Origin of the sequence: Oceanimonas aquatica, assembly GCF_030732065.1 — a bacterium.
Taxonomy (GTDB): domain Bacteria; phylum Pseudomonadota; class Gammaproteobacteria; order Enterobacterales; family Aeromonadaceae; genus Oceanimonas.
On sequence record NZ_JAVBHX010000008.1, the window covers coordinates 56,612 to 75,990 of the forward strand.

At 61.0% G+C, this 19,379-nt stretch carries 20 protein-coding genes; 6 read left to right on the forward strand and 14 right to left on the reverse strand.

Annotation, left to right across the window (positions count from 1 at the left end; genetic code table 11):
• Nucleotides 1-4 precede the first annotated feature (4 nt).
• The gene (gene barA, locus Q9290_RS12280; protein WP_306079942.1) at nucleotides 5-2,701 is read left to right on the forward strand and encodes a two-component sensor histidine kinase BarA; all 2,697 of its coding nucleotides are present in this window, start codon (nucleotides 5-7) and stop codon (nucleotides 2,699-2,701) included.
• Between the two features lie 75 nt (nucleotides 2,702-2,776).
• Here the strand turns inward: barA and pdxJ are convergent, their stop codons facing one another.
• The 10 genes from pdxJ to rpoE form a co-directional block, all read right to left on the reverse strand.
• Nucleotides 2,777-3,514 (reverse strand): pyridoxine 5'-phosphate synthase, encoded by a 738-nt coding sequence (gene pdxJ / locus Q9290_RS12285; protein WP_306079943.1) that lies wholly within the window; start codon nucleotides 3,512-3,514, stop codon nucleotides 2,777-2,779.
• Nucleotides 3,507-4,214: a DNA repair protein RecO gene (gene recO, locus Q9290_RS12290; protein ID WP_306079944.1), complete on the reverse strand. Its 708-nt coding sequence runs from the start codon at nucleotides 4,212-4,214 to the stop codon at nucleotides 3,507-3,509. The genes pdxJ and recO overlap by 8 nt, the downstream gene beginning before the upstream one ends.
• Nucleotides 4,215-4,216: 2 nt before the next feature.
• Nucleotides 4,217-5,122, reverse strand: a complete 906-nt coding sequence (gene era, locus Q9290_RS12295) for a GTPase Era (RefSeq protein ID WP_306079945.1) — start codon at nucleotides 5,120-5,122, stop codon at nucleotides 4,217-4,219.
• A complete protein-coding gene (rnc, locus tag Q9290_RS12300; RefSeq protein ID WP_306079946.1) occupies nucleotides 5,119-5,787 on the reverse strand; it encodes a ribonuclease III in 669 nt (222 codons plus the stop codon). The genes era and rnc overlap by 4 nt, the downstream gene beginning before the upstream one ends.
• On the reverse strand, nucleotides 5,787-6,701 hold the full coding sequence (gene lepB, locus Q9290_RS12305) for a signal peptidase I (protein WP_306079947.1): 915 nt from the start codon (nucleotides 6,699-6,701) through the stop codon (nucleotides 5,787-5,789). Before lepB ends, rnc begins: the two co-directional genes overlap by 1 nt.
• A 2-nt stretch (nucleotides 6,702-6,703) precedes the next feature.
• Nucleotides 6,704-8,500, reverse strand: coding sequence for a translation elongation factor 4 (gene lepA, locus Q9290_RS12310; RefSeq protein WP_306079948.1), 1,797 nt, complete (start codon nucleotides 8,498-8,500; stop codon nucleotides 6,704-6,706).
• An 87-nt stretch (nucleotides 8,501-8,587) separates the two neighbouring features.
• Entirely contained in the window at nucleotides 8,588-9,028 is a 441-nt protein-coding gene (locus Q9290_RS12315; protein ID WP_306079949.1) for a SoxR reducing system RseC family protein, read from the reverse strand.
• Complete coding sequence (locus tag Q9290_RS12320; protein ID WP_306079950.1) at nucleotides 9,021-10,007, reverse strand: MucB/RseB C-terminal domain-containing protein; 987 nt, start codon at nucleotides 10,005-10,007, stop codon at nucleotides 9,021-9,023. Before Q9290_RS12320 ends, Q9290_RS12315 begins: the two co-directional genes overlap by 8 nt.
• Before the next feature lie 12 nt (nucleotides 10,008-10,019).
• Nucleotides 10,020-10,577 carry a sigma-E factor negative regulatory protein gene (locus Q9290_RS12325; RefSeq protein ID WP_306079951.1) on the reverse strand — a complete coding sequence of 186 codons (558 nt, stop codon included), beginning with the start codon at nucleotides 10,575-10,577 and terminating at the stop codon, nucleotides 10,020-10,022.
• 13 nt (nucleotides 10,578-10,590) lie between these two features.
• Nucleotides 10,591-11,169, reverse strand: a complete 579-nt coding sequence (rpoE, locus tag Q9290_RS12330) for an RNA polymerase sigma factor RpoE (RefSeq protein WP_306079952.1) — start codon at nucleotides 11,167-11,169, stop codon at nucleotides 10,591-10,593.
• 181 nt (nucleotides 11,170-11,350) lie between these two features.
• On the opposite strand from rpoE, the gene nadB reads away from it, so the two are divergent.
• Entirely contained in the window at nucleotides 11,351-12,976 is a 1,626-nt protein-coding gene (gene nadB / locus Q9290_RS12335; protein WP_306079953.1) for an L-aspartate oxidase, read from the forward strand.
• Here nadB and Q9290_RS12340 read toward each other — a convergent pair.
• Together Q9290_RS12340 and Q9290_RS12345 are read right to left on the reverse strand one after the other, a co-directional pair.
• Nucleotides 12,964-13,347: a protein YgfX gene (locus Q9290_RS12340; RefSeq protein ID WP_306079954.1), complete on the reverse strand. Its 384-nt coding sequence runs from the start codon at nucleotides 13,345-13,347 to the stop codon at nucleotides 12,964-12,966. The genes nadB and Q9290_RS12340 overlap by 13 nt on opposite strands.
• Nucleotides 13,316-13,579: an FAD assembly factor SdhE gene (locus tag Q9290_RS12345; RefSeq protein ID WP_306079955.1), complete on the reverse strand. Its 264-nt coding sequence runs from the start codon at nucleotides 13,577-13,579 to the stop codon at nucleotides 13,316-13,318. Before Q9290_RS12345 ends, Q9290_RS12340 begins: the two co-directional genes overlap by 32 nt.
• Nucleotides 13,580-13,697: 118 nt before the next feature.
• On the opposite strand from Q9290_RS12345, the gene ygfZ reads away from it, so the two are divergent.
• A complete protein-coding gene (gene ygfZ / locus Q9290_RS12350) occupies nucleotides 13,698-14,600 on the forward strand; it encodes a CAF17-like 4Fe-4S cluster assembly/insertion protein YgfZ (RefSeq protein WP_306079956.1) in 903 nt (300 codons plus the stop codon).
• Here ygfZ and Q9290_RS12355 read toward each other — a convergent pair.
• Nucleotides 14,585-15,472, reverse strand: a complete 888-nt coding sequence (locus Q9290_RS12355) for a LysR family transcriptional regulator (RefSeq protein ID WP_306079957.1) — start codon at nucleotides 15,470-15,472, stop codon at nucleotides 14,585-14,587. The two genes, ygfZ and Q9290_RS12355, sit on opposite strands and share 16 nt — an antisense overlap.
• Nucleotides 15,473-15,562: 90 nt before the next feature.
• On the opposite strand from Q9290_RS12355, the gene Q9290_RS12360 reads away from it, so the two are divergent.
• Nucleotides 15,563-15,994 carry a PACE efflux transporter gene (locus Q9290_RS12360; RefSeq protein ID WP_306079958.1) on the forward strand — a complete coding sequence of 144 codons (432 nt, stop codon included), beginning with the start codon at nucleotides 15,563-15,565 and terminating at the stop codon, nucleotides 15,992-15,994.
• A gap of 44 nt (nucleotides 15,995-16,038) precedes the next feature.
• Here Q9290_RS12360 and Q9290_RS12365 read toward each other — a convergent pair whose 3' ends face one another.
• Nucleotides 16,039-17,310, reverse strand: coding sequence for a dicarboxylate/amino acid:cation symporter (locus Q9290_RS12365; RefSeq protein WP_306079959.1), 1,272 nt, complete (start codon nucleotides 17,308-17,310; stop codon nucleotides 16,039-16,041).
• A gap of 364 nt (nucleotides 17,311-17,674) precedes the next feature.
• Here Q9290_RS12365 and Q9290_RS12370 point away from each other — a divergent pair, with 364 nt between their 5' ends.
• Nucleotides 17,675-18,862, forward strand: a complete 1,188-nt coding sequence (locus tag Q9290_RS12370) for a M24 family metallopeptidase (protein WP_306079960.1) — start codon at nucleotides 17,675-17,677, stop codon at nucleotides 18,860-18,862.
• Nucleotides 18,863-18,891: 29 nt separating this feature from the next.
• Nucleotides 18,892-19,365: an Lrp/AsnC family transcriptional regulator gene (locus Q9290_RS12375; protein ID WP_306079961.1), complete on the forward strand. Its 474-nt coding sequence runs from the start codon at nucleotides 18,892-18,894 to the stop codon at nucleotides 19,363-19,365.
• Nucleotides 19,366-19,379 lie beyond the last annotated feature (14 nt).

Here is a 19,379-nt window from a genome sequence, read left to right on the forward strand (position 1 = left end):
CACTATGACCAAATACGGCCTGCGAGCCCGGGTACTGGCTTTTACCATTATTCCGACCCTGATCATCGGCATTCTGCTGGCCGGTTACTTTTCCGTAAACCGCTACCAGCAGCTGGAAGACGCCCTGATCCAGGAAGGGGTGAACGTTATCGAGCCTCTGGCCCTGGCCAGCGAGCTGGCGCTGTCCGGCCGCAACCGGGAAGCCCTGAACCGCCTGCTCAGCAACATTCACCGCAACAACAGCCCGCTGGTCACCGCCATCGCCCTGTTCGATACCGATGGCCGGCTGCTGGTGACCTCCAACTACCACCGGAACTTCAATACCCTGCGTCTGCCCCAGGGGCGGATCATTCCCGCCACCACCAGCGTGGACACCGGTGAGGACGGCATTATTCTGCGTACCCCGGTGCTCACCGACAGGGCCCGGGTAGGCGCCCTGTGGGAAGAGTCGTCCACTCAGCCCCTGGGGTATGTGGCCATGCAGCTCACCGATGACTCGGCCATGCTGCTGCACTACCGCGACACCTTTTTTGCCGGCCTGATCGTGCTACTGGGGGTGTGCGTCAGCGCCCTGTTCGGGGTCAGGCTTATCAAGGGTGTGTCCCAGCCCATCACCGACATGGTGAGCGCCGTGTACAAGATTCGGGAAGGCCGGCTCGACACCCGGGTCAGCGGCGAGTTCAGCGGCGAGCTGGAAATGCTCAAGAACGGCATCAACGCCATGGCCAAGTCGCTGTCGGAATACCACGACGAGATGCAGCAGAATATCGATCAGGCCACCTCGGATCTGCGCGAAACCCTGGAGCAAATCGAAATTCAGAACATCGAGCTGGACATGGCCAAGAAGCGAGCCCAGGAGGCGGCGCGGGTCAAGACCGAGTTCCTGGCCAACATGTCCCACGAGCTGCGCACCCCGCTCAACGGCGTCATCGGCTTTGCCCGCCAGCTGCAAAAGACCAAGCTCACCGCCAGCCAGCTCGACTACCTCAAGACCATTGAAAAGTCGGCCCAGAACCTGCTTGGCATCATCAATGACATTCTCGACTTCTCCAAGCTGGAAGCGGGCAAGCTGAAGATGGAGCAGATCCCCTTCTCCCTGCGCGACACCCTGCAGGAGGTGATGACCCTGCTGGCCCCCAGCGCCCACGACAAGGGCCTGGAGCTGTCGCTCAGGGTGGATGCCGCGGTACACGACAGCCTGGTGGGGGATCCGCTCAGGCTGCAGCAGGTGCTCAACAACCTGGTGGGCAACGCCATCAAGTTTACCGAGCAGGGCAACGTGGACGTGCGGGTGGATGCCCGCCCCGCCGGCCAGCCGGAACGCACCGGCCTGTGCATTCACGTGCAGGATACCGGTATCGGCATTTCCGACAGCCAGCGCCGCCAGCTGTTTCAAGCCTTTAACCAAGCCGACTCCAGCATTTCCCGCCGCTATGGCGGCACCGGCCTGGGGCTGGTGATCACCCAGAAGCTGGTGCACCAGATGGCCGGCGACATCGAGCTCTATTCCGAGCCGGGCTCGGGCTCGGTGTTCAGTTTTACTCTGGAGCTGGACAAGGCTGCCCTGCCCCTGGCCGAGCCGCTGCCCCTGGCGGAGCTCACCGGCAAAACTGTGCTCTACCAGGAAGAAGACAGCTTCAGCCGGCGTGCCACCAGCGCCCTGCTGCGGGAATGGGGCATGCAGGTGCTGTACGAGCCTTCTGCCGAGCAGCCCATCGATGTGGCCCTGCTCGGCTTTGGTCCTCATGCCCTGCCCAGCCAGGTGGAGCAGGAGCTCAGACGTCAGCTCGCCTTCAGCAACAAGACGGTGATCCTGCTGAGTTCCACCGATCCCACCCTGAGTGACTCCCTGCTGACGGCCGGCGCCGCCCACTGCCTGAGCAAGCCGGCTCACTACCAGAAGCTGGCCCAGGCCCTGACCGAACAACGCCGGCCCGCCGACGAGCCGGTGGCGCCCATCGCCCTGCCACCGCCCGCCAGCCGCCAGCCGATGCGGGTGCTGGCGGTGGACGACAATCCGGCCAACCTGAAGCTTATCAGCGCCATGCTCGCCGAGCAGGTCAGCCAGGTGGACACCGGCCGCAACGGTCGGGAGGCACTTAACCTGGCCACCGTTAACCGTTACGACATCATCTTTATGGATATTCAGATGCCGGTGCTGGACGGGATTCAGGCCACCCAGGAAATTCGCAGCCAGGGCGGCCCCAATGCCCGCACCCCCATAGTGGCGGTTACCGCCCATGCCATTGCCGGCGAACGCGACCGGCTGCTGGGCCAGGGCATGGACGACTACCTGGCCAAGCCCATCGACGAAACCATACTGGCACGCATTATCGGCCAGTTTGCGCAAAAAACCGCGGCTCGGGGCCAGATCGACTGGGCACTGGCGCTGCAACGGGCCGGCGGCAAAAAAGGGCTTGCCAGGGAAATGCTGAGCCTGTTGCTGCAAAGCTTTGACGAATTCACTCCCCGGCTGGGCGCCGCCCTGGCCGGCGAGCTGAGGGACGAGGATCTGTACGCTCCCCTGCACAAGCTGCACGGTGGTGCCGTGTATTGCGGCGTGCCTCAGTTGCAGTCGCTGCTGGCCGGGCTGGAGCAGGCGCTGCTCGACAAACAGCCGCTGGAAAACCTGGAGCCGGAATTGCTGGAGCTGGAAGAGCGGATTGAGCAGGTGCGGGAAGAAGCGAAAGCTTTTTTGTGAAGGGTGAGGGGTAAAACGTGAGGGGCATGGAGACGGCGCCAATACGCCTCACTCCACCCCCCTCACACCTCGCGGTCACACGCCCTGGCGGGCCTCGCGCAGCAGCCGCTTCATGTCGCGCACCGCTTTTTCCAGGCCGTCAAAAGCGGCCCGGGCAATGATGGCGTGGCCGATGTTCAGCTCAAGCATCTCCGGAATGGCGGCGATGGGCTTGACGTTGTGGTAGTGCAGGCCGTGGCCGCCGTTCACCTTGAGGCCGGCATCGTGAGCATGAGAGGCAGAGGCCGCAATGCGCTTGAGCTCGGCCAGCTGTTCGGCCTCGCTGGTGGCATCGGCGTAATGGCCGGTGTGAATTTCAATGTAGGGGGCACCGGTGGCCACGGCCGCGTCGATCTGGGCCCGATCCGCATCGATAAACAACGACACCTTGATGCCCGCCTCGCGCAACCGGGTCACCGCCGCGGTTACTTTGTCGAGCTGACCGGCCACATCCAGGCCGCCTTCGGTGGTCACTTCTTCGCGCTTTTCCGGCACCAGGCAGACAAAGGCCGGCTTGATGCGACAGGCGATGTCGATCATCTCCTCGGTGACTGCCATTTCCAGGTTCATGCGGGTTTGAATGGTCTGGCTCAGGATCTCCACATCCCGATCGATGATATGCCGGCGATCCTCACGCAGGTGCACGGTAATGCCGTCAGCCCCGGCCAGCTCGGCCACCGTCGCGGCGTATACCGGATCCGGGTAGCTGGTGCCCCGGGCATTGCGCAAGGTAGCGATATGATCGATGTTCACACCCAAATACAGTTCACTCACTGGGACTTCCTCTCTTTCCTTTGATAAACAGGGCCCGGCTTTTCAGTACCCGCCCCTCCAGATAGGGTGCCAGCGCAATGCGGCTGAACCGCTTGGCCGCCGCCAGCACCTCGGGCGTATCCAGCTCGAGCTCGGCCAGGGCATGGAGCCAGTCGCCGCGAAAGGCGCCGGGCTGCCGGCCCTCGAGGGCCACAAAGCCGGCCTCGGGCCGGTAAGCATACCAGCCTCGCGGACAAACGGCTGCCCCGGTCTCGGCATCCTGAGTAAAATCCACGCCATAACCGAGCACATTCAGCATGTAAAACTCGAAATGACGCAAACAGGGTTCAAGGGCACTGCCATTCGCCAGTTTTTGCAGGGTATCGAGGTAGACGTCAAACACTTCCTCAAAGGGGGTCTGCACTTCCAGCAGATAATGAATGAGCTCGTTGAGATAGAGACCGCTGTAGAGGGCGGTGCCGGTCAGCCGAATGGCCGGGCCGGTGGCCTCGGCGCTGTGCAGGGTTTTCAGCTCGCCCTTGCCGGCAAAGGTCAGCCGCAGGGGCACAAAAGGTTGCAGCAGCCCCTTGAGGGGCGAACGGGGCTGGCGACTGCCCCGTGCCACCAGGCTCTGCCGCCCCTGCTCTTGAGTGAAGACGTCCACCAGCTGGCTGGTTTCCCGGTAGGGGCGGCTGTGAATGACAAAGGCGGCGTGCGCCATACTCAGTCGTCGCCGTAACCCAGGCTGCGCAGGGCGCGTTCGTCATCGGCCCAGCCGGACTTGACCTTGACCCAGAGCTCCAGATAGACCTTTTGCTCCAGCAGCCGCTCGAGATCCAGCCGAGCTTCGGTACCTATGGTACGCAGCTTCTCGCCCTTGTTGCCGATCACCATGCGCTTCTGGCCGCTGCGCTCCACCAGTATCAGGCCGTTGATGTGTACCACGCCCTTTTCGTCCACCTGATAGCGTTCGATCTCCACGGTAATCGAGTAAGGCAGCTCGTCACCGGTAAAGCGCATCAGCTTTTCGCGAATGATCTCCGCCGCCATAAAGCGGGAAGAGCGGTCGGTGATGTAGTCTTCCGGAAAATAGTGCAGCGAAGGCTTGAGCCGGGACCGGGCCAGTTTGGCGATGGTATCCACATTGGTGCCCTTCTCCGCCGAGATAGGCACTATGTCGGCAAAGTCCATTTGCTGGGCCAGCCACTGCATGTGGGGCAGCAGGGCTTCCTTGCTCTCGACGTTGTCGATCTTGTTGATGGCCAGCACCACGGGACAGTTCATGCGCTTGAGCTTGTTCAGCACCATGTCGTCGTCCTTGGTCCACTGAGTGCCGTCGACCACGAACACCACCATTTCCACGTCACCCAGAGAGCTGGACGCCGCCCGGTTCATCAGCCGGTTGATGGCACGCTTTTCCTCGATATGCAGCCCGGGGGTATCGACGTAAACGACCTGATAGTCGCCGTCAGTATCGATGCCCATGATGCGGTGCCGGGTGGTCTGCGGCTTTTTCGAGGTAATGCTGACCTTCTGCCCCAGCAGCCGGTTCAGCAGGGTCGACTTGCCCACGTTGGGACGACCGACGATGGCCACAAAGCCGCAATAAGTTTGCTGTTGTTCTGTCATAACAAAGTTTCCAGGGCCTGCTCGGCCGCCGCCTGCTCCGCCTTTCGGCGGCTGGTGCCCACCCCCACCACGGGGTCGGCCAGGCCGTCCACGGTGCAGTGCACGGTAAATTTCTGATTATGGGCTTCACCAATCACGTCGACCACCTCATAGGTGGGCAGTGGTTTGCGTTTGCCCTGCAGCAGCTCCTGCAGCCGGGTCTTGGGATCTTTCTGCTCCACCCCGGGCTGAATGTCGTTAAGCCGGCTGTCGTACCAGCTCAGCAGCAGTTCGGTAATGCGTTCGATGCCGCTGTCGAGGTAAATGGCGCCGATCAGCGCCTCTACCGCATCGGCCAGAATCGACTCCCGGCGGTAGCCGCCGCTTTTCAGCTCGCCGGGCCCCAGGATCAGGTACTCACCCAGCTCAAAGGCCCGGGCCAGCTCGGCCAGGGTCTTTTCCCGCACCAGGGTCGCGCGCATGCGTGACATGTCGCCTTCGTTGACCTTGGGAAAACGGTGAAACAGGGCGTCGGCGATCACCATGCTGAGAATGGAGTCGCCGAGAAACTCCAGCCGCTCATTGTGGCGGGAGCCGGCACTGCGGTGAGTCAGCGCCCGCACCAGCAGGGCCTCATCGTTAAAGGTATGACCCAGTTTTTTTTGCAGAGTATTCGGTTTTTTCATTAATGAATTGCGCCTATTCGGCTGAAACGCACATCGCTCGGCACCCACTCGGGCAGCCAGCTGTCGGCGTTGCGATCAAACTCAAAGCTTATCCAGATGGCGACCGCCTTGCCCACCAGATTGCCCTCAGGCACAAAGCCCCAGAAGCGGCTGTCGGTGCTGTTGTCGCGGTTGTCACCCATGGCGAAGTAGTGGCCTTCCGGTACCACCCATTCGTTCAGGGCGGTGCCCGGCTGACGGTGATACATGGAGACCCGGTCCGGCAGCAGCGGATTTTGCAGAATATCATGGGGGCGCTCGGTCAGGCTTTCCTGATAGCGGGCCAGCGGAATGCCCATCTGGGTAAACTCGCCGCTTTGCTCGAACTTCAGTGCCACCGGCGCATAACCGGGGCAGTCGTCGCCGTCGCAGGCCGGCTTGATAAACAGCTGCTTGTCCCGGTACACGATGTGATCCCCGGGCAGACCGATCACCCGCTTGATGTAATCGATACGGGGATTTTCCGGGTACTTGAACACCGCGATGTCGCCCCGCTCCGGCTTGCCGGTGGGAATGAGCGTGGTGTTGGTCACCGGCTCCTTCAGCCCGTAGGAGAATTTCTCCACCAGAATGAAGTCGCCTACCAGCAGGGTGGGCATCATGGAGCCGGACGGGATCTGAAACGGCTCATAGATAAAGGAACGCAGTACCAGCACCGCCGCGATCACCGGAAAAATGGACCTGGCCTGCTCGATCCAGCCGGGGGTGGCCGCGGCTTTCGCCAGTGCCGCCGCATCCACCTTGTTGCCGTGGTTGGCTTGCGCCTCGGCCAGCCGGCGCCCGCGCTGGGGCGCCCAGATCCACTTGTCACAGGCCCAGATGATACCGGTGACCAGGGTCACCAGCACCAGGATCAGGGCAAAGGTACTTGCCATGGTTACTTGTCCTTACCGACGTGCAGAATGGCGAGGAAGGCATCCTGCGGAATATCCACCCGGCCCAGGGACTTCATGCGCTTCTTGCCTTCCTTCTGCTTGGCCAGCAGCTTTTTCTTACGGCTGACGTCACCGCCATAACACTTGGCGGTCACGTCCTTGCGCAGGGCCTTGACGGTGCTGCGGGCGATGATCTGGTTGCCGATGGCCGCCTGAATGGCGATATCGAACATCTGCCGCGGGATCAGCTCACGCATCTTCTCCACCAGCTGGCGGCCGCGGAACTGGGCGTTGTCCTTGTGGGTAATAATGGCTAGGGCATCCACCCGATCGCCGTTGATCATGATATCGAGGCGCACCATGTCGGCCGCTTCAAAGCGCTTGAAACCGTAATCCAGCGAGGCATAGCCCCGGCTGGTGGACTTCAGGCGGTCAAAGAAGTCGAGCACCACTTCCGCCATGGGAATGTCGTAGGTCAGCGCCACCTGATTGCCGTGATAAACCATGTTGGTCTGCACGCCCCGCTTTTCGATGCACAGGGTGATGACGTTGCCCAGGTATTCCTGAGGTACCAGAATATGGCACTCGGCGATGGGCTCGTGAATTTCCTCGATGTTGTTCACCGCCGGCAGCTGGGACGGACTGTCGATGTAGATCACCTCGCCGTCGGTCTTGACCACTTCGTACACTACCGTGGGCGCCGTGGTGATCAGATCCAGATCGTATTCTCGCTCCAGGCGTTCCTGAATGATCTCCATGTGCAGCATGCCGAGGAAACCACAGCGGAAGCCAAAGCCCAGGGCGTTGGAGGTTTCCGGCTCGTAGAACAGGGACGCATCGTTCAGTGCCAGCTTGTCGAGGGCGTCACGAAACGCCTCGTAGTCGTCGCTGGAGATGGGGAACAGGCCCGCGTACACCTGGGGCTTGACCTTCTGGAAGCCGGGCAGGGCCTTTTCCGCACCGTGCTTGGCATGGGTCAGGGTATCACCCACGGGCGCACCGTGAATGTCCTTGATGCCGCACACCACCCAGCCCACTTCGCCGCAGTTGAGACCGTCGGTGTCCTTTTGCTTGGGGGTAAAGATGCCGATGCGATCCACGCCCCAGACCTGGCCGGTGCTCATCACCTTGATCTTGTCGTTCTTCTTCAGGCTGCCGTGCTTGATGCGCACCAGTGACACCACCCCCAGATAGGGGTCGAACCAGGAGTCGATGATCAGCGCCTGCAGCGGGGCTTCGGGGTCCCCTTCCGGCGACGGAATCTTCTGGACGATGGTTTCCAGCACCTGATCCACACCCAGGCCGGTCTTGGCGGAGCAGCGCACCGCGTCGATAGCGTCGATGCCGACGATGTCTTCAATCTCTTCGGCCACCCGCTCCGGCTCGGCCTGGGGCAGGTCGATCTTGTTCAGTACCGGCACCACTTCCAGGTTCATGTCCAGGGCGGTGTAACAGTTGGCCAGAGTCTGTGCCTCAACCCCCTGACCGGCGTCCACCACCAGCAGCGCCCCTTCACAGGCGGCCAGCGAGCGGGATACCTCGTAGGAGAAGTCCACGTGCCCGGGCGTATCGATGAAGTTGAGCTGGTACTGATTGCCGTCCTGCGCCTGGTAGTTCAGGGTCACACTCTGGGCCTTGATGGTAATGCCGCGCTCGCGCTCCAGATCCATGGAGTCGAGTACCTGCTGCTGCATTTCCCTATCGGTGAGGCCGCCACATACCTGGATCAGGCGATCGGACAGGGTCGATTTGCCGTGGTCGATGTGAGCGATGACGGAGAAATTACGAATATGCTTCATGATGCGATAAGGCGTCCGTAGTCAATGGCGACAATAAAGGCGAGATTCTACCGGATTCGCGGCACAGTGACCAATCCTTAGTCGGGACTAATCGGCACGGGCCACCGGGAGCAGCGATCCGAGGATCACCGGCTGATCATGGCCACGACGGCGGGACAGCCGGGATGCCAAGGCAAAGCCCAGCCCACCACCGGCCAATGCTCCGACTATGCTGGCCCCCTCACCCAGCCCGGCCCAGCCGGCCACCAGGCCGCCCGTCAGCAGGCACAACAACGGCAGCAGATAAACCAGCAGGGCACCGGTGATCAGACTCTGTTCGGGAATGCCGATGCGCACTTGCTGCCCGGGCTGGAGTGTCAGCTCGGTGGCAATCACAAAGCGGTGATCCCGCCCCGGCAGGGCCTTTGACACCAGGCCGGTACCGCAGGTGCTGCTTTGCCGGCACTGACCGCAGGCCGACTTGCTGAAGCAACTGACTTCCACCCGGCCGTCATGCACGGCGGTGACGGTGGCGATCTCCTCAATCATTATTGGCTCCGTCTGCCTCGCTGGGAATGACCGATTCGGCAATGCGCCGGGCGATGTCGGCAGGCACGTCGCCCACCACGGTGACTTCCACCCGCCCCGGGCTGACCAGACTGACCAAGTGAGTGGCGCCCTGGCGCACCAGCTGCTGACGAGGCTCGCTGATTTGGGTCTCGGCCACATAGACGGAGACATCCACCATACCGTTGGACGCCATCAGGTAGTCTACCGGCTGCTCGGTGAGCGGCAGCCGGTGGCGGTTCTGGGCACGCACCTCAAAGCCGGCCGGCAGCCAGTCCGCCCGCCAGGACGCCTGTGGCTCGGGAGCCGACTGTACCTCGGCCAGGGGCATGGCGGGGGGCAGACGAATCTCCTGCAATTCCTGCAGCAACGGCGCCGGGGCTTCGCTGATGGTCAGCGCCACCCCCATGCTCTGAGCCACCAGGGTAGCTTCATGATCCAGGGTATCGAGACGCAGCAACAGACCGGTCTGCTGATCCAGCCAGAGCACATAGCCATAACAGTGCTCGGCTTTTGGCAACAGCCGCACCAGGTTGGCGGCACGACCCAGCACCCGGCTGCGCCCGGCGATCACCGCTTCATAATGTTCAAGCACATGCTCAAGGGGCAGCAGCTGCACGCGGGTAAACAGTCCCGGCAGGCGGGAGTCCCGCAGGGTGTAACCTTCGGGGCCATAGTCAAAGAAGCTGGTTTCGTCGTCACGCTGCACAAATTCCCGGGGGCGACCGTTCAGGTGCAGCAGGTGGGTCAGGGCCTGGCCATCGAGGTGGCCCCGGGTCAGGCGCTTGGGCTCGGGCTCGCCGATGCCCGACTCCACCAGGGTCAGCTCAAAATTCATCTCCCCGTAGGCCTGCTGCATACGTTGCAACAGTTGCACCGGGTCGCCTTCCATAGTGGCCCTGGCGGGCCATGCCATCACCAGCAGCACAAGCAGTGCCGCTCGCAGTCCGTGATAGATCAAGAAGCCGCTACCTCAGTTCTGGTTCTGACGCAGCCGTTGCTGCAGTTCATGGTCCATCAGCAGGGCGTTGATGCGCCGCTCCTGTTCCAACAATTTCTGTTCAGTGGCCCGCTGCTGAGCGTCATTCTGGTAGTTCAGGCTCACCGGGGCAGCCCCGCCGCTCAGGGGCACGGTATTCAGCACCGGCGACTGCATGGCCGAAGGCTGACTGTAGTGCTGCACGCCAAAGATCACGGCCGCCGACACCGAAGCGGCAATGGCGAACTGTCCCGCATGGCGCAGGGCCGGCCCGACTCGCCCGAACAGCGGCCGCACCACTCTGGACGACGCCGGCTCGGCGGCGTTGTCGTTGGCGGCCGTCAGCGGCGCTTCCTGCTCCAGCGCGGCCATGACGCCGTCGCTCAGATCGAACGGCAAGCGTTCGGGCAGTTCGTTGCGTAGGGCGTCGCCGTAAAGGTGATAGCGGCCAAACGTATCGGCCAGCTCCTTGTTGTTGGCAACGTCCTCCAGCAACACCCTGTCCTGAATTTCTCCGTCTACCAGTGCCGATATTTGTTCTTTGTTAGCCATAACACTTCCCCGTTCAACTCCGAAGCAAGGGGGTCACCCGCTTGTCAATCGCTTCCCGAGCCCGAAAAATGCGTGAGCGTACGGTTCCCACCGGGCACTCCATGACACTCGCAATGTCTTCGTAGCTCATCCCTTCCAGTTCCCGCAGTGTGATTGCCGTTTTCAGATCGTCCGGCAGGCTGTCTATGGTGTCATACACGGCCCGACGGATTTCCTCGGTCAGCATCAGGCTTTCCGGCGAGGCCAGCTCCTTGAGGGCATCGCCGCCACCGTAATATTCGGCGTCATCCACTTCCACATCCGAACCCGGCGGGCGCCGCCGCTGCGACACCAGGTGGTTCTTGGCGGTATTGACCGCGATGCGATACAGCCAGGTGAAAAAGGCACTGTCACCACGAAAACCGGGCAATGCCCGATAGGCCTTGATAAAGGCCTCCTGGGTTACATCGGGTACGTCTCCTGGGTTGGACACGTAACGGGACACCAGGTTCGCCACTTTATACTGATATTTTTTCACCAGCAGGTTGTACGCATTCTTGTCGCCCCGCTGAACCCGCTCGATCAATTGCTGATCCGTCAAATTTTCGCTCATACGAGCCGCGTACCCTCCGATTCTTCCGGTGTCTGACCACCAGCCCGTCACAAGCGTACCTTAATGGACTTCAAAGGCGGGAAAAAGTTCTGAACTCATTTGGAAAAGCCAATTACGGCTGCGCGAACGGGGCGCATGGGATAACATGCAAAGACTCTCCATTTCGAGCCAATGATACTTTATGAAGGATCCCGTTGAATACCTCTGCGACGTGCTCATCATTGGCAGCGGTGCCGCCGGCCTGTCTCTGGCGTTGAAACTGGCCAGTCACGCGCGCGTGCACGTGCTGTGCAAAGGACCGCTCGCCGAAGGAGCCACCCTCTATGCTCAGGGCGGCATTGCCGCCGTCTTTGATGAAACCGACAGCATCGAGTCCCACGTGGCCGATACCCTGATCGCCGGCGCCGGCCTGTGCGATGAAGACGTGGTGGAATTTACCGCCCGCAACGCCCCCGATGCCATTCAGTGGTTAATCGGCCAGGGCGTGCCCTTTGATACCGAAGAATCGGCACAGGGTGAGCCCAGTTACCACCTGACCCGGGAAGGCGGCCACAGCCACCGGCGTATTTTTCACGCCGCCGACGCCACCGGAAAGGCGGTGCAGACCACACTGATCGACCAAGTCAAACGCCACCCCAACATTCACGTGCTGGAGCGGGTCAACGCCCTGGATTTGATCACCAGCGCCAAGCTCGGCCTGCCCGGCAACCGAATACTGGGTGCCTATGTGTGGAACCGCAACAAGGAGCGGGTGGAAACCGTGCGCGCCCGCTTCGTGGCCATGGCCACCGGCGGCGCCTCCAAGGTCTACCAGTACACTTCCAACCCGGATGTCAGCTCCGGCGACGGCATAGCCATGGCCTGGCGGGCCGGCTGCCGGGTGGCCAACATGGAATTCAACCAGTTTCATCCCACCAGCCTGTATCACCCGGACGATAACAACTTTCTGCTCACCGAAGCCCTGCGCGGCGAAGGCGCCCGCCTGCTGCGCCCGGACGGCAGCCGCTTTATGCCCGACTTCGACGAGCGCGGCGAGCTGGCGCCCCGGGACATAGTAGCCCGGGCCATCGACCATGAAATGAAGCGCCTGGGCGCCGACTGCATGTACCTCGATATCAGCCACCAGCCCGCCGATTTCATCATCAAGCACTTTCCCACCATTTACGAGCGTTGCCTCAAGGTGGGCATCGATATCACCAAACAGGCCATGCCGGTGGTGCCCGCCGCCCACTATACCTGCGGCGGTGTCATGGTCGACCGCCAGGGCCGCACCGACATCGACGGCCTCTATGCCATTGGCGAGGTGTCCTACACCGGCCTGCACGGCGCCAACCGCATGGCGTCCAACTCGTTGCTGGAATGCATCGTGTTTGCCCGCGCCGCCGGCGAGCACATGCTGGCCAACCTCGCCACCACCCCGGAGCCGCCCATGCTGCCGCTGTGGGATGAAAGCAAGGTGACCAACTCGGACGAGGAAGTGGTGATCCACCACAACTGGCATGAGTTGCGGCTGTTTATGTGGGACTATGTGGGCATAGTGCGCTCCAACAAGCGGCTGGAGCGGGCCAAGCGCCGCATCGAGCTGTTGCAGCAGGAAATTCAGGAGTATTACGCCAACTTCCGCGTCAGCAACAACCTGCTGGAATTGCGTAACCTGGTGCAGGTGGCCGAGCTGATCGTGATGTCGGCCATGGAGCGCAAGGAGTCCCGCGGACTGCATTACACCCTGGACTACCCGGAGCAGCAGGACCAGCCCCAGCCTACCGTGCTCACCCCCGCCAACTACCGTCGTCGTCAGCCGGCGTAAAGCAGTTGCCGTGTCAGGCGCCGGTACACGGCGTCGGGCACCGCATCCTGAAACAGCCACAGCGGCGGCCAGGGGTCACCCTTCAGTACCAGCAGCAAAAAGCCGGGCCCGGCCCGGCTGTGATGGGAAAGCTCGCCGCTGCGGCCGTTGAGGGTAAGCACACCGGCATTGAATTCGCCGCGAGGCCGGTAATACCGGCAGCGTCGCCACATCAGCATCACCGCCGGCAACCAGCCCAGCGCAAACCAGGGCAGACGGTCAACACTCAGCAACAGCGAGGCCGGCAGCCACAGGCCAAGCGCCAGCCCCAGTGCATACAACCGGTGCAGCCGTGAGGGATCAGCGTTGATTGCGAATCTGGTTGCGCTCAAGAATGTAGTTCACCATGGCCTGCAGAGCGGCATCCTTGGAGCTGTCGTGGCCCATGAACCAGGCAAACAAATCCGGATCGTCACACTCCAGCAGGCGGCGGAAGGTGGCCTGTTGTGACTCATCAAGGGCGTCGTATTCGTGCTCCACAAAGGGCGCGAGAATGACATCCAGCTCCAGCATGCCCCGGCGGCATGCCCAGATCAGGCGGGGTTTGTCAGTGCTAGTGAGCATGTCGGCTTCCATGTAACAAAACAAAGCTCATGGTATAAGGTCGAATGAGTACTGACAAATAACTTGGCCGTCTTTACCATGAGGGTCACACTTTAAGAATGAAACAGAGGGTGTTCCCGTGTTTACCATCGCCTCTTCTCCAAAACTCTACCCGCTCACCGACCGGGCCGTTCTCAGCCTTACGGGTGACGAACGGGTCAAATATCTGCAGGGCCAGGTCACCTGTGACGTGGCCGCCCTCAGCCCCGGCGATGCCAGCCCCGGCGGCCATTGCGACAGCAAGGGCAAGCTGTGGGCCAGTTTCTGGCTGGCCAATCAGGGCGAACAGCTGCTGCTGGTACTGAATCAGTCGCTGATAGCGCGCCAGCTGCCGGAGCTGAAAAAGTTTGCCGTGTTCTCCAAAACCGATATTGAAGAGGTGACCGGACAGTGGCAGGTATATGGCCTGGCCGGTGAAGGCCTGTCCCACTGGCTCAGCCATGAGGTGGGCGACGGCAATCTGTGGCAGGGTGGCGTGGTTATTCCGGTGGCCGCCGAGCATGCCCTGCTGGTATTGCCCAAAGACGCGACCCTGCCCGATCTGCCTCGTGGTGACGAGCAGGAATGGCAGGGGCTGATGATCCAGGCCGGCCTGCCGGACATGAGCGCCGAACACCAGGGCGAGTACATTCCGCAAATGCTTAACCTGCAGGCCATTGGCGGCATCAGCTTTAACAAGGGCTGCTACATGGGTCAGGAAACCGTGGCCCGGGCCAAGTATCGCGGCGCCAACAAAAAGGCCATGTTTATTCTCGAAGGCAAGGTTGAGAGTGAGGTGACCGTCAATCAGGATCTGGAGCTGCAGCTGGGCGACAACTGGCGCCGGGCCGGCACCGTGCTGAGCGTATGCCAGGATGGCAACCGCTGCCTGCTGACGTCGGTGCTCAACAAGGATCTGGACGCCGACACCGTGCTGCGCATCAAGGATCAACCCGACAGCCGGCTGCGGCTGCGGCCTCTGCCCTATCAGCTGGCCGACTGAGCAGCTCCGATCGCCGCCGCCTTCAACCAGGCGGCGGCCTTGCCCAGGGGCCGCTGCTTGTGCCACACCAACTCCAGTGCCACCGGCCAGTCCTGATCGTCAAACTCCAGCGCCGGCGTCACCAGGCCGCCACTGGCCAGGGCCTCGGCCACCACATGCCCGGGCACAAAGGCCCAGCCCAGGTTGCGCTGCACCAGCTCGACAATCACCCACTGGCTCTCTACCCACCAGACATCCGCCGCCACCCGCAAGCGGACCTTTTCTTCGCTGTCGTTACGGGTCGCCACCATCAGCTGACGATAACGCTTGAGCTCTTCCCAGCCCACCCGCTGGCCGGCCAGAGCATGCTCGGGGGCGCACACCAGCTTTAACGGTACCCTGCCCAAAGCATGAAAGTTCAGCGCCGAAGGCAGAATCTCCTGCCGCCACATGATGCCCAGATCCACACGCTCCTCCAGTACCATGCGACTGACATCTTCCATCAGCGGAAACAGCAGCTCCAGCTCAACGGATGGAAAGCGGCGGGCGAACTCGTCCATCAGGGCCCCCAGCTGTTCGGACGGATACAGCTCATCCACCGCCAGCACCAGCCGGCTTTCCACCCCTTCACCCAGGCTTTTGGCCACGCCGCGAAAGTGCTCGCACCGCTCCAGTATCACCCGGGCTTCCGCCAGCAAACGCTCTCCTTCCGGGGTCAGCCGGGGGTAGCGGCCGCTGCGCACAAACAGGGGGTTGTCGAGATCGATTTCCAGGTTGGCAACGGCAGTGCTGATCACCGATTGAGCCTTGCCCAGACGACGGGCCGCCGCCGAAAAGGAGCCGGTATCGACGGTCGCCACAAAGGCCTGTAACTGTTCCAGAGAAAAGCTCATCTATCCAGCAAACCGATACTTACCAACTTTATCGACAAACAATAGCAGATAGAATGACATGCTGAATATGCATTTGTTGAAGGAGTTTTTATGCGTACCACCAGGGATCGTATTCGTCATACGCTGGGATTCGAGATCATTGGTCTGGTTATGTTCGCGCCGCTGGCCAGCCTGGCATTTGGCCATGATCTGTTTGAAATGGGCCTGATGGCACTGGTGGGATCGATCATCGCCACCCTCTGGAACTATGCGTACAACCTGCTGTTCGATCACGCCATGCTGAGACTGCGCGGCGATGTTCGCAAAACCACAGTGATCCGGGTGTTTCATGCCCTGCTGTTTGAAGGCGGCCTGCTGCTGCTGTTTTTGCCGATGATCGCCTGGCACCTGGGCATCAGCCTGTGGGACGCCTTTGTCATGGACATTGCCATGTCGGCCTTTTACCTGTGCTATGCGTTTCTCTACAACCTGGCCTACGACCGCATTTTTCCCATCCCCAACCCGACCGCTCAGCCCGAATAATAAAAAACCGCCCGAAGGCGGTTTTTTATTACCTGACTTGAATATTACTTGCTGCGAACCGGCTCCGGCTCGGCGTCGTCGATGGTATCGGGGTTGCCTTCCATCTTCGCCACTATGGTGTTGACGGCGGTATCGCCCACCACGTTGGAAGAGGTGCAGAACATGTCATTGATGCGATCCACCGCCATGATGATGGCCATGGCTTCTACCGGCAGACCCATCTGGTGCAACAGCACGCCGGCCATGACCACGGCGCCACCGGGCACACCACCCACGCCCACCGACATCAGCAGCACGGTAATGCCAACGGTCAGCAGATCACCGGCAGGAATAGGGGTACCGGAGATATTGGCGGCAAAAATGGCGGCCAGGGTAATGTAAATGGCAGAGCCGGACATGTTGATGGTGGCGCCCAGGGGCACGCCAAAACCGGCAATGGCGCGGGACACACCCAGTTTCTCGGTCAGGGTGCGCATGGTCACCGGAATGGTGGCATTGGAGCTGGCAGTAGACAGAGAAAACAACAGCTGCTCACGCGTGGCCTTGCGGAACACACCCGGCTTGATACCGGTGATCAGCCACACCGCCAGGGGATAAACCACCAGAATCCAGAACGCCAGCACCATCACTACCATGGCCACGTAACCGGCGACCGACATCAGGGTATCGGCTTCCAGGGTGGCGCCCAGGCTTATCATCAGCGCAAACACACCGTAAGGGGCCAGGGTCATCACCAGGCCCACCAGCTTCATCATTACCTCGTTGGCCATGCGGAAGGCACGGGCCGCCGGCGCTGCAGTGGCACCCAGGCCCTGAATGGCCAGGCCGGTGAGAATGGCCATAAAGATGATCTGCAGCATATCGCCGGAGGCAAAGGCCTGTACCGGGTTGCTGGGCACAATATTCACCAGCATGGCGCCCAGATCCGGGGTTTCGGTGGTGGTCAGCTCCACCGCACCGGATGCGCCGTGCGGCAGGGTGGCGCCCAGGCCGGGCTGGAAGATCACGCCCACCAGAATGGCGGCGGCGATCGACAGCATGGTATTGACGATATACAGGCCAAAGGTTTTGCTGCCTAGGCGCCCGAAGCTGGCGATATCGCGCAGCTCACAGATGCCGGTCACGATGGAGATGTACACCAGGGGGACCACCATCAGCTTAATCAGTGACACGAACATGCCGCCCAGGCCTTCGGCCAGGCCGACCAGGCCGTCGTTAAGCAGGGATACATCCTTGAACAGGTACTGGATTGCGCTGCCGATCAGCAGACCGACAAAAAGCCCGGTAAAAATCCGGGTGGAAAGAGAGCCTTTCATTACTACGTCCTCAGAAAAAGCCAAACTATTTATCTGCTGTTTGTAATTTTTGTAGATAACTTAACCAATCACTTGCTAAGCGCACGGATTTTACATTCAAAAAACAGCACAGCAACCACAATGATCCACTGAAGGCAATTTCGCGTGATCAACCTCACAAAACCTGCAAAAGTTAAAAAACTTTTAAAGTTTCACCCAGAAACACATGAGTCCCAGCGAAATCGAGGCGCGAAGATGAAGTCGCCGAAAAGGATTAAGAACGCTTTGCTGCCGGCGAGTTGACACCATCGGCGCGGCTGAACTGTACTGGAGTGAGTCCCGCTACCGGGCTTATGGTTTTCATGCTTCATACAAGGGGGCAGGCATGCACACACAGATCCCCGGTTTTTCACGGGAGGAATATCACCAACGCCTGGCCAGAGTCAGGGCCGATATGCTGAAACAGGATATTCAGACCCTGATCGTGCACGACCCGGCCAATATCGCCTGGCTCACCGGCTATGACGGCTGGTCCTTCTACACACCTCAGGCGGCAGTAGTCAGCATGACCGGCGAGCCCTGGTGGTTTGGCCGCCACATGGATGCCAACGGCGCCCGTCGCACCGTCTGGATAGAGGAAGACAATATTCTCTGGTATCCCGACTATTACGTGATGAACCCGCCCATGAACGCCATGGAGTACCTGGCCAACCAGTACCTAAAGCCTCATGAGCGGGCCTATGGCCGCATCGGGGTAGAAATGGACAGCTACTATTTCACGCCGGCGGCCTGGCAGGCCCTGCACGAGAACCTGCCCGACGCCGAGCTGGTGGATGCCACCGCCCTGGTGAACTGGTGCCGGGCCATCAAGTCGGACACCGAGCTACGTTATATGCGTATTGCCGCCCGTATCGTGGAACGCATGCATGCCGCCGCACTGGAAATGATCGAGCCGGGCCTGCCCAAGCATCTGCTGGTGGCGGAGATCTACCGGGTGGCCATGGAGGGGCATGACGGCCATTTTGGTGATTACCCATCCATGGTGCCCATGCTGCCTTCGGGTATGGACGCCTCGGCACCGCACCTGACCTGGGATGACAGACCCTTTTGCCGGGATCAGGGCACCTTTTTCGAGCTGGCCGGCTGCCACCGCCGCTACCATTGCGTGCTGTCGCGCACCATTTATCTGGGCCGGCCCACCGACAATTTTCTGCGTGCCGAAGAGGCCCTCAACGCCGGGCTGGAAGCCGGGCTGGCAGCAGCCCAGCCCGGTAACCGCTGTGCCGACATTGCCAACGCCCTTAACGCCGCCCTGGCAGAATACGGCTTTGACCGGGAAGGTGCCCGCTGTGGCTATCCCATTGGCATGAGCTATCCGCCGGACTGGGGCGAACGCAGCATGAGCCTGCGCAACACCGATAACACCATACTGGAGCCAGGCATGACCTTTCACTTTATGCCCGGGTTATGGCTGGATGACTGGGGCATGGAAACCACCGAAAGCATAGTGATCACCAAAAACGGCGGCGAGCCCCTGTGCAACTATCCGCGCCAGCTGTTTGTGAAAAAATGACGATGTTTCTGACTTAAAAAGGCGAAATCATGCGGCTGGATCGCTACGACATTCAAATTCTGCAAATACTGCAGCGCCGGGGCCGCATTACCAAGTCGGCCCTGGCCGAGGCCATCAACCTGTCGGTCAGCCCCTGCTGGGAGCGGGTAAAGCGGCTGGAGCAGGCCGGCATCATTGAAGGCTATGGCGCACACATCAACACCGAACTGCTGCAGGGGCGAACCTCGGTGTTGGTGGAGATCAGTCTGGGCCGGCACAGCGCAGAAGCCATGCGCCGGTTTGAACGGGCCATGCAGGAGTGTGACAAGGTGACCGACTGCTACGCCACCGGCGGCGGTGTGGACTATGTGCTGAAGGTGATGTGTGACGACATTGATCAATATCAGCGTCAGATTGACCGCTGGCTGGCCGCCAATCTCGGTATAGAGCGCTACTACACCTACATAGTCACCAAGACCATCAAGCATCAGCCGCCAGGGTTATCGATCAGCGAGCAGGAATAATAAAGGGGCCGGCT